The sequence below is a fragment of the Neisseria shayeganii 871 genome, assembly GCF_000226875.1.
Classification (GTDB): Bacteria; Pseudomonadota; Gammaproteobacteria; order Burkholderiales; family Neisseriaceae; genus Eikenella; species Eikenella shayeganii.
Genome location: NZ_JH164926.1, coordinates 1,100,868 through 1,116,965 on the forward strand (window position 1 = coordinate 1,100,868; position 16,098 = coordinate 1,116,965).

The window sequence follows — 16,098 nt, forward strand, 5'->3', positions numbered from 1 at the left end:
AGCCTGCACCGCTGCACAGGCTACCTGAAAAACAGGATGCTTGGTTCAATCAAACTGGCGCGGCAGAAACTCGGTGTGCGGATTGCGGTCTTTTTTCACCGCCCGCCGCTGGTTTTTGCCCAACAGCAGCTTGAGCTGCCAAATCTTTTCCATGCGCAGGGTTTTCCGCGGCTTGTGCTGCATGGTCTGCACAATGCGCTTGGCGCCCACATGGGCATCGGGCGAACGCTGCGCCAATTCCGCCGCCAAATCATAAGCCGCTGCCAAAGGCTGCTCGCTCAAATGCGTGACCAAGCCGTAGTCCGCCGCCTGCTCGCCGCTGAACACGCGGCCGCTGTAAGTCAGCTCGCGCAGAATATCCTGGCGCACCACGCCCTGCGCCGTGCGGCTGATGCCCATATCCGGCACAATCCCCCAACGCGCCTCCAACACCGCCCACTGGCTCTGCGGCGTGGCGAAGCGGATGTCCGCCCCCAGCGCCAACTGCACGCCCGCGCCCAGGCAATGCCCTTCCACTGCGCACAACACCGGCACCGGCAAATCCTGCCACACCAAAGCCGCCGCCTGAAACAGGCTGCGCCCCGGTTTGATCAACTCCCACACCGCCGTTTTGCGGTTGGCCGGATTGTTCAAATCGGCCAAATCAATGCCCGCGCAAAACGTGCCGCCACGGCCGGCCAACACCACCGCGCGCACGCTGCGGTCGGCGCGCAGCTTGCCTGCGGCGGCCACCAAAGCGCGCATCGCATCAAAGCCGACGGCGTTTTTCTTGTCCGGCCGGTTCAGCCACACCGTGGCCACGCCGCTTTCGCGCCGGTGTTCGATTTCAATCGGATTCATACTTTTCTTTCTCTATGCAGGCTGAGACCTTTGCAAAACCCCCAGATGTGGATGCAGTTCAAGGCGTAGCAGCACAGCGAGCGCAGACATATCATATAGATAGGCAAGCGAGCGAGCAGCGCACAACGCAGAAATGCGCCGCAGATGGGGGTTTTGCAGAGGTCTCAGGCTACCTGAAAGCCCAATCCAGGTTTCAGATAGCCCGTTTTACTCACTGCCGCCCGGATACTGCCGTATCGGCACCGCAGCCAGGCTGTGCCGCGGCGGGGTGCGGGCGAGCACATCGTACCACAAACGCAGGCGGGCAAAGCGTTCGCGCAACTGCACGCGCCAACCGCCCCGAATACCCACCGCGCGGGCCTGATAGGCCACCGCCGCCGCCCCGCAGGCGCGCGCCAACACCAAGGCGCGGCGGTTATGAAACGGCTGCGACACCACGCACACCGTTGCCCCGCCGAAAGCGGCGCGGTAGCGCAACACGCTGTCTAGCGTGCGCAGACCGGCCGGGTCTTGCCAAATCGCCGCCACCGGCACGCCCAAGGCCGCCAAATCGGCCTGCATACACACGGTTTCGCTCAGCGTTTCGGCCAAACCGCTGCCGCTCACCACCACCGCACCCACTTTGCCCGCCTGCCACAAAGCCGCCGCCGCCTCGATGCGGTGTCGGTAATAGCGGTTGAGGCCGCCGCCGGCCACATATTTGGCCGTGCCCAACACCAGCGCATAATCACAAGGCGGCACCGCCGTCAAATCGTCAAAACAGCGCGCCCGCGTGTAGTAGGCCATGCCCGCCTCGGCCACCGCCGGCAGCAACAGCAGCGCCGCACCCGCCACCCACAGCACCCATTCCATGGCTCAGCCCCATAAAAAAATCAGGTTTTTTGAGGGTATCAAAAAACCTGACGGTTGGCGGCCTTTGCGGCTGTATGCGCCTTTGCCTTTTTTCGGCTTCTGGATTTTGGGCCGGAACAGGTTGGATTTCACCAGCGCCTTTAAGGCATTGTCCCGAATCGGGCCTTTGTTGATTTGGGTGCGTTTGGACATCAATTTTCCTTCATTCAGTCAATCAAACCGGCGGGCACGGCTTTCAGGTAGCCTCTGAGACCTTTGCAAAACCCCCATCTGCGGCGCATTTCTGCGTTATGCGCTGCTCGCTCGCTTGCCTATCTAGATGATATGTCTGCGCTCGCTGCGCTGCTACGCCTTGAACTGCATCCACATCTGAGGGTTTTGCAAAGGTCTCAGCCTGCCTTTCGCGGATGCGCAGCCTAACACACGGCCGCCCCCGCTGGCAAACACTAAGCCGCCCTAAGCTATTGCCGCCGCTGCACAGTTTCGGTATAAGCTATCCGCCTTCACCACACTTCAACAAGGAACACACCATGCCCCTGCGCCCCCTACTCTGCCTGATGGGCCTCTGCTCCGTCCTCTCCGCCTGCGGCTGGATGGGCGAGCATGAGCGCGACGACCGCGACGAACCCCGCTACGAACGGGAATACGATGAAGACCGCCGTGATGACGAATGGCGCGAACGCGATGATGACCGGGAACGGGATCGCGATGACCGTTACGACCGCCGCGACCGCGACGATGACGATGATGACGACGACAGGCGCCGCAGACGGGGCCGCGACGATCGTGACGACGATTAAGCCAGCCCCAATGCCCCGCCCAACCGAGGCTACCTGAAAACCGCCCTTCCGCTCCGCCGCCATCATGCCCCTCCACACCCGAAACCTAGTCCGCCCACTGAGAATACTCCTCGTCCTGCCCCTGCTGTTTGCGGGACTGACGATGCTGATCCTGTTCTTCAAGCCGCAGAACGGCTCGCTGGTCAGCAGCCAATTCCATAACCATCAGCGTGTCAACGGCTCTTATTTTTATCGTCACCCAAACGGCATTTATGTTTCGGTGCCCAGCGACGGCATGCTACCGGTGCCCGAGGCCGACCCCGAAAGATTCACCGCACTGAACGGCGAGAATGCGCAAATCGGCTGGGATGCCACGCAAGTATTCTGCGGCCATCAAGTGCTGCCGGGCTTGCAGCCGCCGGTGCAGGCGCTCGGCAACCATCTTTACAGCGATGGCCGCCAAACCTATTACTGCGACCACTTCACTGAACGCCGTTCGGCAGGCTTTTGGGGCTATATCGGCGCCTCGGTACGCCAGGCCGCGGCAGGACGGCACATCAGCCATTATCACTATCCTTTCCGTCTGCTGGACGACGCCGGCAAAACCTTCCGGGCACTGCCGCATTCGCAGTGGCTGAGCACCGACGGCAGCCGCTTTTATTATCGCGGCGAACCCATTGCCGAGGCGCAACACACACCCTTCCCGATTATCGACAGTCGTCACGAAGCGCGCGCTTATGAAGCGCAAACACCGGCGGCCAGCCGTGAAGCGCTACGGCTTGATTCCCGCGCATCACCTTATCTGACCGACGGCAGCCGCGTGTTTTACCAAACCCGCCTGCTGGATGTGCCCGATGATGAAGCACTGCGCACGCTGCATTATGCTGCCTGGGGCGGTTTTGACCTGCTCTACCACGCCCAGGGCGGCGCCCTGTTTGTGGACGGCGAAGCCCTCAACCCCGACCAACCACCCTATCGCCTGCTTTCGCGCAGCGATTCCCACTCCCAGCATTTGTTTTTCAGTAATGCCAAGGGGCTGTATTTCTACGACCACGAAAGCCGCCGCGCCCGCAAAGTGGTCGGCAACCGCCTGCCTTGGCGTGATTTTGAAGAAATCGACGACGGCTATTTGAGCAGCAACGGCAGCGATTTGATTTTCTTCCTGTCGCAAGAGCGCTGGGGGCAGCGCAGCGGCCTGGCCGGCTACCGCACCCAAATTGCCCGCCTTGCCGACGATGGCCCCGGCCGCTGGCAGCGCTGGGGCGAGCCGCATTGGCATTTGTGGCAAAAAGGCGAGGCGGTGTATTACTTCAACACGCTGGAAAGAAGCCAACACCGCGGCGGCGGCGTTTACTTGGTGCCGCAGCCACAACGGCTGAGTGAACAGCTGCAACAGCGCCGCGCCAATACCGACACCGTTGCGCGCTGGATAGAAGAAGGCCTGCTGCTGCCCGCCGAACACGACATCATCGCCACCGCCGAAAGCCGGCGGAAAAACGATACCTTCGAAATGGTGGTGTGGCTTCTGCTGATTGGCGCCGCGATTGGCTGGGGGGCGTACCGCCTTCTCCTCAAACACGGCGTGAATCTCGACCCGTTTGTGATTGAAAACGGCCACCTGCTGATCAACAACGCCTTGGGCAAAAAATACCCGCTGGCCGAGATTGCGCAGGTGCACTTTTCCATTCGCCATCATTACTTTGGCCTGACGAGCGGCCGCCTGCAGGTGGTTCTGCGTGACGGCTCCCGTTCAATGGCTTATGTGTTCGCCCCGACCACGGCGCTGCTGGCCAACAAGTCGCGGCTGGAAGCGGAGATTGCCCGGCTGCAAACCCTGTTGCAGCAGCACGGCATCGCCAGCGAATATCCGCGCAGCAACCACGGCGGGCAGTAGCACAACAGGCTACCTGAAAGCAGTTTTCAGGTAGCCTGTTTTGAGATCACAGCTTTATCGGAGCGGCAGCCGCCCCGTGCCGCTTTATTCGCCTTGGCGTTTGAATTCGCCGCTGAAGCTCACCGGAATCTGTTCCACAATCGAAGACAGGCCCATCACTTCCACCAGCTGGCCGACGCCTTTCACCATGTCCATCTGTTTCACGTCCAGCAACACGGGCGACAAGGTGACCACGCTGATGCTGTCGGCCGCATTACGCTGCACCAGCAAATCGGCTTCGATGTCCAGTTTCTGGCCGTGAATCTCCAAGGCCAGCGGCTGTTTCAGTTTCAGGCTTTCGCCCAGCGCCAGTTTGTTCACCGCTTGGGCATCCAGCTGGCCGCTGATTTTCGCCTCGGGAAACTGCACCACTTCAAACACCCAGTCTTTCAGGCGTTGATCGCGGATGTCGATATTGGTTTTCACGCTGGCCAAATCCACGGTCATATTGAAGCGGCCGTCTTTTTCCAGACGGGCGGCGGAAGTGGTGAACTCGGATTGCTCGGTGATGCTGCCTTTTTCTTGGTTCACTTTGCTGCTCAAAAAGCGGATTTGGCTGTTGGCAGCCGACCACACGGCGGCTTCCTGCGGCACTTGCTGGGCGGCTGCTTGGGCATTTTCGTTGCCACCCGGGGCGCAGGCAGTCAGGGCAAATGCGGTGGTGAGGGCAATCAGGATTTTGTTCATATTGTCAGCCTTTCTTCTGAAGTTTGGAGATAGGGAAAGCGGCGCTCCGCCGCCGTTTCGCTTTACCCTTCAGACGCAGCGCAAACACGATTCTGACAATTTTTATAAAACTTTTTCCCAAATTTCTGTTTTCTAGAAAAATATTCTGCTTATTTTCCGCTTTTACTGCGGTTTCCCGCTTAAACAGCCGGCAAAAGTAAAAACCGCTTAAGCTATAATCCGCCTGAGACCTTTGCAAACCCCCCAGATGTGGATGCAGTTCAAAGCGTAGCAGCGCAGCGAGCGTGAACGCAGGAATCCCCGTGGGAAAGACATATCATATAGATAGGCAAGCGAGCGAGCAGTACCCATAGGGCATAAACGCACAACGCAGAAATGCGCCGCAGATGGAGGTTTTGCAAAGGTCTCAGCCTGCGCCGTTGAAGCCAATTTTTCAGGTAGCCCGCAACGGCCGCCCCCGCCACACACCACTCAGGAGACACCATGACCGCCCCCGTGCTGACCGAACTGCTGCCCACCGCCAACGGCCGCCAAATCGGCCTCATCACGCTCAACAGCGAAAAAACCCTCAATGCGCAAAGCACCGAAATGATCCGCATCATTTCGCCCGCCCTCAGTCGCTGGGCCGAAAACGACGACGTGGTCATGGTGCTGGTTCGCGGCGCAGGCGACAAAGCCTTCTGCGCCGGCGGGGACATCCGCAACCTCTACCACATCATCAGCGCCGAACCCGCCTTCCCCAACCCCGATGTGCTCACCTTCTTCCGCGAAGAATACGGCCTCTGCTACCAGATGCACACCTATCCCAAGCCCATCCTCACCTGGAGCAGCGGCATCGTGATGGGCGGCGGCATGGGGCTGAACGCCGCCGCCAGCCACCGCATCGTGACCGAAACCACGCTGATGGCCATGCCAGAAATCTCCATCGGCCTCTTCCCCGATGCCGGCGGCTCTTGGTTTCTGCAGCGCATGCCGGCCAAATCCGGCCTTTTCTTCGGCCTCACCGGCATGCGCTTCAACGGCCGCGACGCCATGCTCGCCAATCTGGCCGACTACGCCATGCCTGCCGACGGCTGGCCGCAGCTCCTTGACGCCCTGCACCATGCCCCCTGGGCCGGCATCTCCGACAACCACCACATCCTCAACGCCACCCTCAACCGCCTGCACCAGCCGAACAGGCTACCTGAAAGCCAACTGCTGCCCAATTTGGAAGCCGTGCACAACATCCTCAACGCCGGCGACATCCACGCCGTCGATGCCGTGCTGCGCCACACCGAATTCGCCGACCCTTGGCTGGCACAGGCCGCCGACACCTACCGCAACGGCTGCCCGGTCACCGCCGCGCTTACCTGGCGCATTTACGAGCGCGTGCGCAATATGTCGCTGGCCGGCGCCCTGCACATGGAACTGATCGTGGCCATGCATTGCTGCAACAACGGCGATTTTCGCGAAGGCGTGCGCGCCCTTCTGATCGACAAAGACCGCAGCCCGAACTGGAGCCGCACCCTGGCCGAGGTCAGCGCAGCCTACATCGACAGCCATTTCATCAACCCCTTCGCCCCCGGCGAACATCCTTTCGACCACTGGTTCCAAGCCGGCAACCCGATTTCCTCGCCCAGCAATCAGGGCGCGTAAACCAGACAAGCGGCTACCTGAAAAACAAAACGGGTTCTCCCCAACCAAACGGTTCAGGTAGCCCCCAAACACCAAACCGCCGTTTTTCAACGGCGGTTTTTCTGTTTCGCCTGCCAGGCCCAAGCCTGGCAGCATGTTACGGAGAAAAGCGGCTTACTCCGCCATGTGCACCGATTGGATGGCGGTAATCGCAATCGTGTACACAATGTCGTCCACCAAAGCACCGCGCGACAAATCATTAACCGGTTTGCGCAAACCCTGCAGCATGGGGCCCACGCTCAACACATTGGCGCTGCGCTGCACCGCTTTATAGGTGGTGTTGCCGGTGTTCAGGTCGGGGAACACAAACACATTGGCCTGCCCGGCCACCTTGCTGTCGGGCGCTTTTTGGCGGCCGACGCTGGGCACGCTGGCGGCATCGTATTGCAGCGGGCCGTCAATCAACAAATCCGGGCGTTTCTGCTGCGCCAGCACAGTGGCGGCCTTCACTTTTTCCACTTCCGCGCCGCTGCCGGACGAGCCGGTGGAATAGGAAATCATCGCCACTTTCGGCTCGATGCCGAAGGCTTTGGCCGAATCGGCGGACTGAATCGCAATATCGGCCAACTCTTCGGCCGTGGGCTCGGGATTCACTGCGCAGTCGCCGTACACCAGCACCTGATCCGGCATCAGCATAAAGAACACGCTGGACACCAGGCTGGCGCCGGGCGCGGTTTTGATCAATTGCAGGGCCGGGCGGATGGTGTTGGCGGTGGTGTGAATGGCGCCGGACACCAAGCCGTCCACATCCCCCTGCTGCAACATCATGGTGCCCAATACCACGGTGTCTTCCAAAGCTTGGGCCGCCAAGCCATGGGTTAAACCCTTGTGTTTGCGCAGGGCCACCAAAGGCTCGATGTATTGATCGCGGATGCTTTCCGGGTCGATGATTTCCAAATCCTCGGGCAGCTCGATGCCTTTGGTTTTCGCCACGTCCAATACCTCCTGCGGCTTGGCCAGCAGCACGCAGCGGGCGATGCCCTTGGTTTGGCAGATGGCGGCCGCTTCCACGGTGCGCGGCTCGCTGCCTTCCGGCAGCACAATGCGCTTGTTGGCCAAACGCGCCTGCTCCATCATGCGGAAGCGGAAGGCCGGTGGGGACATCAGCAATTGGCGCGGTTGGCCGATGTTGCGGCAAAGCAATTCGATGTCGAGGTTTTCGGCCACGAAATCGACCACGGTTTCCATGCGTTCCACATCATCGGCGGGAATGTGGGCGTCTTGGTGCGACAGCGCATAGGCGGTGCTGTAAGTATCGCGCTCGGTAAGCAAAATCGGCAGCTTGTTCATCAGCGCCGGGCGCAGAATGTCTTGCAGCGGCAGGGAAGGCAGCGAATCGCAAGTCAGCAGCATGCCGGCCAGCGGCACGCCGCTCAAGCTTTTCAGCGCCGCCGCCATCATCACGTCTTCACGGTCGCCCGGGGCAATAATCAGTGCACCGGGCTTGAAGCGGTCGTGCATATGGGTGGCGCTTTGGCCGGCCACCACGATTTCTTTTACCCGGCTGTCCAGATACTCTTCGCCCAAGACGGTGCGGGTATTCAGGTAGCGGGCGATGTCGAGCATGCGGCGGGCGGACTTTTCCGGCGCAAACGGCACCACGCCCATGCAGGGCAGCTGCCCGCGCACCCGCTCGCTGACCGACTGCGCAAAAGCTGCTGCGTCGGTGCCGGTGAATTTATTCAGGATGAAGCCCACCACCTCGGTGCGGCTGTCTTGGTATTCGCGGGCCGCCAAGCTGATTTGATCGGCCACTTGCTCGGGTGCGGCGTCCTGAACGGAGGCCACCAAAATGATTTGCGCATTGACGGCGGCGGCGATTTCGCCGTTTTTGCGTGCCAGGAAATTGCGCTCGCTGTCGGGCACCACGCCTTCGATCACGGCCACATCATGCTCGACCGCCGCCGCTTTGCTGAAATCGGACACCACCAGCTCGATCAAATCATCGCTTCGGCCTGCGCCCACCATTTCCTCCACCTTGGCCAGAGGGAACGGGCGCGGCGGCGTGAGGTGAAACAGCTTTTCGGCAAAGGTCATTACCGGCTCGGTTTCACCCGGCGCCACCGGCGTGTGTGCCACCGGTTTGTAATACACGGCGCGGCGGCCGCTGCGTTGCAGCGCACGCACCACACCCAGCGTGATGCTGGTCAGACCTGCTTTGGTGCCGATCGGCTCCAACAAAAAATTCGGCATAATGGTTTACACTTTCTGTGAACAATAAAATCAGTCAATCAGTTATCCGCATCAATAGCAGAAGGCGGAAAACCCTGCTTTCCGCCGCTGGGCAACACACGGGACGGCGCGACAGGCTACCTGAACGACCATCATCTAAGGGGCTTATTGTTGCACCGCAATAAAAAAACGGCAAGACTGCCGTTTTCCGGTTTTCAGGCAGCCCGAATTTCCAAGCCGCCGCACTCACTCCTGCCGGCCCGGGCGCGGGATTTTCAAGCCCAGCCACTTGATGTAACTGCGCTCGTCCAATTCTTTTACCGTGATCTGAATTCCGCCCACATGAATGCGGTCGCCGGCCACCGGCACGTCGCCGAAACGGCGGCGGAACAGCGTCATCAGCTGCAAATCGGCTTCCTCGGGATCAGCGGCCAAGCCGTAGGCATGCGCCAGCTCGCCCACTTTCACATCGGGGCGCACCACAAATTCACCATAGAAATTCTGCTCGTCGGCATTCATGCCCTCAAACTGGCCGGCAAATTCTTCGCCCTTGTCTTCCGGCAGCACATACCACACCACATCATCGGCCTGCATCCGCGTATTCATGCCCACTGGAACGGTTTGCCCGTTGCGCACCAAGGAGAAAAAACGGCCGTCGGCGAAGCGGCTGTCGCGCGTCATCACATAAGGATGGCTGTTTTCCGCATCCGATCCGCCCTGCACGCGGAACGATTGCATCAACACCGACAACGTTTTGCCCAGCCAGATTTCGCGGGTGGCCAAAGGCTCGGGCGCGGCCGGGATCACCACTTTCAGCCAACGGGCCACCGCCGGAATGGTGGTGCCCTGAATCAGCAGCGACAAGATCACCACCGCAAACGCTACGTCAAACAACAGCAAGGAATTGGGCACCCCCATCATTAAGGGCATGATGGCCAAAGTAATCGGCACCGCCCCGCGCAGGCCCACCCAACTGATGTAGGCGATTTCCCGCCGCGAATAATGGAACCATTTCAGCGACGACCACACCACCAGCGGTCGGGCGATAAAAATCAGCACCGCCGCAATCACCAGCGCATGCATTCCCTGCTCCAACAGGCGGCTGGGGGCCACCAATAAACCGAGCACCAAAAACAAGGCCGCCTGCGCCAGCCAAGCCAAACCGTCCATCACATTCAGCACGTGTTCGGTGGCATTGTTGCGCGCATTGCCGATCAGCACGCCCGCCAAATAGACCGCCAGAAATCCGCTGCCGCCGGCGATATTGGTGAGCGCAAACAGCATCAGGCCGCCGGAGGCGATCATCAGCGAATACAACCCCTCAGCCAAACGGATGCGGCTCAACAAGACGGCCAATAACTTGCCTGCCGCCCAACCCAACAGCACACCCAAGCCCAGCTGTTTGACCAACAACAGCAGCATATCGGACAAACCGAACTGCTCCGGCTGCAAAATCAGGCTGATAAAGGCGCTCACCAGCAAAATCGCCATCGGGTCGTTCAAACCGCTTTCCAGCTCCAAGGTGGCCGACACGCGGGAATTGAGGCGCACCCCGCTGTTACGCAACAGGGAAAACACCGCCGCGGCGTCGGTGGAGCCGACGATCGCCGCCATCAAAAAGCCCAATTTCCAATCGACATCCAGATAAAAAGTGGCAAACAAGCCCAGCAGAATCACGCTGCCGACCACGCCCCAGCTGGCCAATACCGCCGCCGGCTTGGCCGCAATGCGGAACGTTTCCACCCGCGTGCGCAGGCCGCCGTCAAGCAAAATAATTGCCAAAGCCAGCTGGCCGACCATGGCCGCACCGGCATAGCTGTCAAAGCGGATGCCGCCGATGCCGTCTTCGCCTGCCAGCATGCCCACCCCGAGAAACACCAACAACAAAGGCATCCCCATACGCGCAGACATACGCGTGGCCACCACGCTCACAAACAGCAGGGCGGCCATCACCAAAAACAGGATGTTCATTTGTTGCATACAATTGCTCGGCAGGAATGGGAAGAAACAGGCGGCCTGCCATTTATTAGGAACAGGCCTCAAAGTAAAATGCGGCGAGTTTAACACGCCTATCCGCGCAATCAATGCGCCTGCCCGTCCGGGCAAAATGTCGCGCCGCATTTTTGCAGAACTTTGCACACATCCGGCCCATACCGGCCTCAGGTTGAGACCGGTACAAAACTCGCTCGCACCCCACACTTGCGCCTATACTTATCCGGCACAGATTGCTATATTCCGGCATATTTTTGATGACCCACTTGAGCCATTCAATATACAGGAGGCTGCGCCGTGCAAAACCTACAATTTCCCTTGGATTTCAAATTTAAAATCCTCACTCCTTCCAATGACTTCAGCGTTTTCGACGCCCGCGGGCAAGAGGTAGCCTACACCCGCCAGAAAATTTTCAAGCTGAAAGAGGGCGTGGAAATTTTCCAAAACGCTTCGCGCAAACAGCGTCTTTATCAGATCAATGCCGACCGCCTGCTCGATTTCAACGCCAACTACCGCATTACCGACGAGAGCGGCCAATTGCTCGGTTCCGTGCGCCGCAAGGGCATGCGCTCGCTGTGGCGCACTCATTATCAGGTTTACGATGCCCAAGGCCAGTTTTTGTACGACATCCGCGAAACCAACCCTTGGATCACCGTGGCCGACGGCTTAGTAGGCGAAGTTCCGGTGTTGGGCTGGCTGACCGGCTATTTCCTCAACCCCAGTTACAGCATTACCGATGCCGAAGGGCAAGAAGCGTATCTGCTGAAAAAAACGCCTTCCTTTATGGAAAGACGTTTCAGCCTGGAAAAACGCAGTCAAGCCCCGCATGACGAACTGGTTACCCTCTCCACCATGATGCTGATGCTGCTGGAACGCAGCGACGGCTAACCCTGCCGCCTGCCTTTTCAGGTAGCCTTCATGGGCTACCTGAAAACATTTCCACCACCTCCCAATACAAACCACAAACAGGCTACCTGAAACCACCCCAAGCCATGAAAACCGCCAAACGCTATCCCTTTTTAACCATCCTGCAATCCCGCTTTCTCCTCAATCTGGCCAACCACAGCAGCTTCGCCCAACTGCCCGACGAAAAACAATTCCGCCTGTGGGCATGGCAGGCCATCAAACAACACCACCGCCGCGCCGACATCAGCCTGGTGCTGCTGGATGAAGCAGACGCCCGCCGCTACAACCGCGACTACCGCGGCAAAGACTACGCGACCAATGTATTGAGTTTCGAAGCGGCCGACCAAGAATGGCCCGACCCCGCTCAGCGCAGCAACTCATACACCCTATACGGCGACCTCATCATCTGCCCGCAAGTGGTGGCGCGCGAAGCCGAGGAACAAGGCAAACCCCTCGCCGCCCACTTCGCCCACCTCACCATACACGGCGTACTGCACCTGATGGGTTACGACCACATCGACGCCGCCGAAGCCGAAGCCATGGAAGCACTTGAAATCCGTTTGTTAAATCAGTTAGGATACCCCAACCCTTATTAACCGGACACGCACAGCATATGGACGACAGCCAGTCGAAACCCAATTTTTTCGAACGCCTCATCGGCCGCCTCAGCGGCGATACCCCCGATTCTCCCGAAGACGTAATGGCCCTGCTCAGGCAGGCGCACAACCAGCAGGTATTCGATGCCGACACCCTGCAGCGACTGGAAAAAGTGCTGGATTTCAGCGAACTGGAAGTGCGCGACGTGATGATGACCCGCTCGCAAATGGACGTGGTCAAAGCCGGCGACAGCCTGGAGCGCATCATCGCCTATGTAGGCGAAACCGCCCATTCCCGCTTCCCGGTGATTGCCAACGACAAAGACAACGTACTCGGCATCCTGCACGCCAAAGACCTGCTCAAGCACACCCTCAATCCCGAACATTTTAAAATCGAAAACACCTTGCGCCCCGCGGTGTTCGTACCCGAGGGCAAATCCCTCAACACCCTGCTGAAAGAGTTCCGCGAACAGCGCAACCACATGGCCGTGGTGGTGGACGAATACGGCGGCATCAGCGGCCTGGTGACCTTCGAAGACATCATCGAGCAAATCTTGGGCGACATCGAAGACGAATTTGACGAAGACGACGATGCCGACAATATTTTCGCCGTATCCGAAGAACGCTGGCGCATCAAAGCGGTCACCGAAATCGAAGACATCAACGAATTTTTCGGCACCCGCTACAGCGACGAGGAAGTGGACACCATAGGCGGCTTGGTGATTCAAGAACTGGGCCACCTACCCGTTCGCGGTGAAAAAGTCACCCTCGGCCCGCTGCAGTTTACCGTGGCACGAGCCGACCACCGCCGGCTGCACACCCTGATGGCCGTGCGCGTAAAGGCCGAATAACTTTGTTCCCATAACAATCAGGCTACCTGAAACTGTTCAGGTAGCCTGATTGGCGTTTAATTATTTGAAATCCTGTGGATCACAGAACGGCATGCCATCAGCAGCCGAGAGCTTTGCAAAAACCCAGATGTGGATGCAGATCAAGGCGTAGCAGCGCAGCGAGCATAGACATATCACATAGATAGGCAAGTGAGCGAGCAGCGGCAACGCAGAAATGCGCTGCAGATGGGGGGTGCACAGGTCGCAGGCTACCTGAAAGCGAAGCATGCCGCGCCATCAGCCCAAGCGATAAGGGTGGGCAGTATGCTTTACTCCGCCGCTTCTTTGGCTTTGGCCACCGACACCGTGGCCGGCCGCAAAACGCGGTCATGCAGGGTGTAGCCCTTCTGCATCACAGCCACCACCGTATTCGGCTCCTGCTCGCTTTCCACGGTTTGGAACGCCTGATGGCGGTGCGGATCCAGTTTATCGCCGGGCTGCGGCACAATCTCCTGAATCTGCGCCTGTTCGAAAGCACGTTTCAGCTCGGTGAGGGTCATTTCCACCCCCATCTTCAAAGCCTCGAAATTGCCGCTCTGATCCAACAGCGCCATTTCCAAATAATCCTTTACCTTCAACAGCTCTTCGGCAAATTTTTTCGAAGCGAATTTATGCGCCGCCTGTAACTCTTCCTGATGGCGGCGGTGCAGGTTTTGCAGATCGGCCTGATGGTATTTGCCGATGTCCGCCAGCTGCGCCTCCAAATCTTCGACCTTCAGGGTCAGGCTCTCCACGGTTTCCGGGGTCTCCGCTTCCGCCGTTTCGGCAGCAACATCCTGTACCGCTTCGGCTTCAAGCGCTTCGTTTTCAGGCTGTTTGTGTTCTTCTTGGCTCATGGCTATTCCTTTTCTGAAGATTCTGAAGATGCTCGGTGGCATTGGACAATGCGGCCAAACATGGGGCTGGCCCGCTTTTTTTCAAGCGGATGATTGCGGTGCACAAAAAAAGTGTTTAAGGTAGCCGCCACATAAAAAATACAGACAACGGAGAACCCCCATGCCGCGTTTATACGAAGAACAGGCCCAATCGATTGCCGCCACCATTCTGGCCGGCTTCAACAAACACTACTCCATGTTCCGCAACGCCAGCAGCGGCGCCAAAACCCTGTTTGAGGAGGGCAACTGGCACGGCATCCAGCAGCTGGTGGCCGACCGCATCCGCATGTACGACGACCGCGTGCGCGAAAGCGTGGAAGTGTTGCGCCGCGAACTGGCCGCCAATGCACTCAACGACGACGTATGGGCGCAAGCCAAAAAAGACTATATCGCGCTTTTGGTCAACCACAAACAGCCGGAATTGGCCGAAACCTTTTTTAACTCCGTGTCCACCAAAATTCTCGATAAAGAGTATTACAACAACCAGTTTATCTTCGTCAAACCGGCCATTTCCACCGAATACATCGACTCCGAGCCACGCACCTTCCAGTCTTTTTACCCCAAAGAAGAAGGGCTGCGCGGCTGCCTGAAGCACATTCTCAACCATTTCCGTTGGCGCACACCCTTCGCCCATCAGGCGCGTGACATCGCCGACATTCTGCGCGCCGCCAAACGCCACTTCGGCACCGAATGGCCGCCGCAAGATCTCAACCTGCATTTGCAGGTGCTCAACTCCGCCTTCTACCGCAACAAAAGCGCCTATATTTTCGGCCAAATCATCAGCGGCAACGAGCGTTATCCCTTCGCCCTGGCCATTGTGCACAATGCCAAAGGCAAGCTGATTGTGGATGCCGCGCTGTTTGATGCCGCTCAAATTTCGGTGCTGTTCTCCTTCGCCCGCGCCTATTTCCTGGTGGATATGCCCGTGCCGGCCGGTTATGTGCAGTTTCTGCAATCCATGCTGCCCATGCGCAGCAAAGGCGATCTCTACACCCTGCTGGGCTTGGGCAAACAGGGAAAAAACATTTTCTACCGCGAATTCGCCCAGCATCTCGAATACTCCGACGACAAATTCATTCTCGCCCCCGGCATCAAAGGCTTGGTGATGAGTGTGTTCACCCTGCCCTCCTTCCCCTATGTGTTTAAAGTCATCAAAGACACCTTCGGCCCGAACAAGGACTTCGACCGCGAATACGTGCGCCAGAAATACCTACTGGTCAAAAAACACGACCGCGTCGGCCGCATGGCCGACACGCTGGAATTCGTCAACGTCGCCCTGCCCAAACACCGTTGCGACCAAGAGCTGATCGACGAATTGCGCACCCTCGCCCCCTCGCAAATCGAAGAAACCGACGATCTGTTCATCGTCAAACACCTCTACATCGAATACCGCCTGCAACCGCTCAACCTGTTTATGCAGACCGCCTCGCCGCAGGAAAAAGCCGCCGCCGTCATCGACTACGGCTACGCGCTCAAAGAGCTGGCTTCGGCCAACATCTTCCCCGGCGACATGCTCTACAAAAACTTCGGCATGACCCGTTTCAAGCGCGTCATCTTCTACGATTATGACGAAATCGAATACATGACCGACTGCAACTTCCGCGCCATCCCCCCCGCCCCCAATCCCGAATACGAAATGTCGGGCGAAGTATGGTATCCGGTGAACAAAGGCGACGTCTTCCCCGAAGAGTTCGGCCCCTTCCTGCTCGGCGAACCCGACGTGCGCAAGGTATTCCTCGAACACCACCGCGATTTGCTCACGCCCGAATTCTGGCAGCAGAAAAAAGAACGCCTGCAACAAGGCATCTTGGAAGATTTCTACCCCTATCCGCAATCCGTGCGCTTCCATCCCGACGAACTGCAAAGCGGCGCCGTGGATTTAACCGACGTGTAAGCAGGCTG

Annotated in this window: 16 protein-coding genes; 8 read left to right on the plus strand and 8 right to left on the minus strand. The window is 58.6% G+C overall.

From position 1 onward, the window contains the following. Positions 1-45: 45 nt before the first annotated feature. From HMPREF9371_RS05025 to HMPREF9371_RS05035, 4 genes are read right to left on the minus strand one after another with little or no spacing between them, the layout of a single operon-like run. A complete protein-coding gene (locus HMPREF9371_RS05025) occupies positions 46-840 on the minus strand; it encodes a crotonase/enoyl-CoA hydratase family protein (protein ID WP_009118872.1) in 795 nt (264 codons plus the stop codon). A gap of 12 nt (positions 841-852) precedes the next feature. Further along, the gene (locus HMPREF9371_RS13875; RefSeq protein WP_083813986.1) at positions 853-999 is read right to left on the minus strand and encodes a lipoprotein signal peptidase; all 147 of its coding nucleotides are present in this window, start codon (positions 997-999) and stop codon (positions 853-855) included. A gap of 48 nt (positions 1,000-1,047) precedes the next feature. Next, on the minus strand, positions 1,048-1,692 hold the full coding sequence (locus tag HMPREF9371_RS05030) for a SanA/YdcF family protein (RefSeq protein ID WP_009118873.1): 645 nt from the start codon (positions 1,690-1,692) through the stop codon (positions 1,048-1,050). 3 nt (positions 1,693-1,695) lie between these two features. Further along, on the minus strand, positions 1,696-1,884 hold the full coding sequence (locus HMPREF9371_RS05035; RefSeq protein WP_009118874.1) for a ribosome alternative rescue factor ArfA: 189 nt from the start codon (positions 1,882-1,884) through the stop codon (positions 1,696-1,698). A 63-nt stretch (positions 1,885-1,947) separates the two neighbouring features. On the opposite strand from HMPREF9371_RS05035, the gene HMPREF9371_RS13880 reads away from it, so the two are divergent. The 3 genes from HMPREF9371_RS13880 (at position 1,948) to HMPREF9371_RS05045 (ending at position 4,365) form a co-directional block, all read left to right on the plus strand. Beyond that, positions 1,948-2,112 (plus strand): hypothetical protein, encoded by a 165-nt coding sequence (locus tag HMPREF9371_RS13880; RefSeq protein WP_009118875.1) that lies wholly within the window; start codon positions 1,948-1,950, stop codon positions 2,110-2,112. Continuing rightward, entirely contained in the window at positions 2,100-2,492 is a 393-nt protein-coding gene (locus HMPREF9371_RS11720; protein WP_198003613.1) for a hypothetical protein, read from the plus strand. The genes HMPREF9371_RS13880 and HMPREF9371_RS11720 overlap by 13 nt, the downstream gene beginning before the upstream one ends. A gap of 142 nt (positions 2,493-2,634) precedes the next feature. Continuing rightward, complete coding sequence (locus tag HMPREF9371_RS05045; RefSeq protein ID WP_009118877.1) at positions 2,635-4,365, plus strand: DKNYY domain-containing protein; 1,731 nt, start codon at positions 2,635-2,637, stop codon at positions 4,363-4,365. 84 nt (positions 4,366-4,449) lie between these two features. Here HMPREF9371_RS05045 and HMPREF9371_RS05050 read toward each other — a convergent pair whose 3' ends face one another. Beyond that, a complete protein-coding gene (locus HMPREF9371_RS05050; protein WP_009118878.1) occupies positions 4,450-5,091 on the minus strand; it encodes a YceI family protein in 642 nt (213 codons plus the stop codon). Between the two features lie 483 nt (positions 5,092-5,574). On the opposite strand from HMPREF9371_RS05050, the gene HMPREF9371_RS05055 reads away from it, so the two are divergent. Beyond that, a complete protein-coding gene (locus HMPREF9371_RS05055; protein WP_009118881.1) occupies positions 5,575-6,726 on the plus strand; it encodes an enoyl-CoA hydratase/isomerase family protein in 1,152 nt (383 codons plus the stop codon). Between the two features lie 153 nt (positions 6,727-6,879). Here HMPREF9371_RS05055 and pta read toward each other — a convergent pair whose 3' ends face one another. Further along, complete coding sequence (gene pta / locus HMPREF9371_RS05060; RefSeq protein ID WP_009118882.1) at positions 6,880-8,958, minus strand: phosphate acetyltransferase; 2,079 nt, start codon at positions 8,956-8,958, stop codon at positions 6,880-6,882. 225 nt (positions 8,959-9,183) lie between these two features. Continuing rightward, positions 9,184-10,917 (minus strand): potassium/proton antiporter, encoded by a 1,734-nt coding sequence (locus tag HMPREF9371_RS05065; RefSeq protein WP_009118883.1) that lies wholly within the window; start codon positions 10,915-10,917, stop codon positions 9,184-9,186. Between the two features lie 309 nt (positions 10,918-11,226). On the opposite strand from HMPREF9371_RS05065, the gene HMPREF9371_RS05070 reads away from it, so the two are divergent. The 3 genes from HMPREF9371_RS05070 (at position 11,227) to HMPREF9371_RS05080 (ending at position 13,282) form a co-directional block, all read left to right on the plus strand. Further along, positions 11,227-11,817 carry an LURP-one-related/scramblase family protein gene (locus HMPREF9371_RS05070; protein WP_009118884.1) on the plus strand — a complete coding sequence of 197 codons (591 nt, stop codon included), beginning with the start codon at positions 11,227-11,229 and terminating at the stop codon, positions 11,815-11,817. 104 nt (positions 11,818-11,921) lie between these two features. Beyond that, positions 11,922-12,431, plus strand: coding sequence for an rRNA maturation RNase YbeY (gene ybeY / locus HMPREF9371_RS05075; RefSeq protein ID WP_009118885.1), 510 nt, complete (start codon positions 11,922-11,924; stop codon positions 12,429-12,431). Positions 12,432-12,448: 17 nt separating this feature from the next. Then, positions 12,449-13,282: an HlyC/CorC family transporter gene (locus HMPREF9371_RS05080; protein WP_009118886.1), complete on the plus strand. Its 834-nt coding sequence runs from the start codon at positions 12,449-12,451 to the stop codon at positions 13,280-13,282. 308 nt (positions 13,283-13,590) lie between these two features. Here the strand turns inward: HMPREF9371_RS05080 and grpE are convergent, their stop codons facing one another. Next, positions 13,591-14,157, minus strand: coding sequence for a nucleotide exchange factor GrpE (gene grpE, locus HMPREF9371_RS05085; protein ID WP_040660195.1), 567 nt, complete (start codon positions 14,155-14,157; stop codon positions 13,591-13,593). A gap of 160 nt (positions 14,158-14,317) precedes the next feature. Between grpE and aceK the strand changes: the two genes are divergently transcribed. Next, positions 14,318-16,090 (plus strand): bifunctional isocitrate dehydrogenase kinase/phosphatase, encoded by a 1,773-nt coding sequence (gene aceK / locus HMPREF9371_RS05090; RefSeq protein WP_009118888.1) that lies wholly within the window; start codon positions 14,318-14,320, stop codon positions 16,088-16,090. The last annotated feature ends 8 nt before the right edge of the window (positions 16,091-16,098 follow it).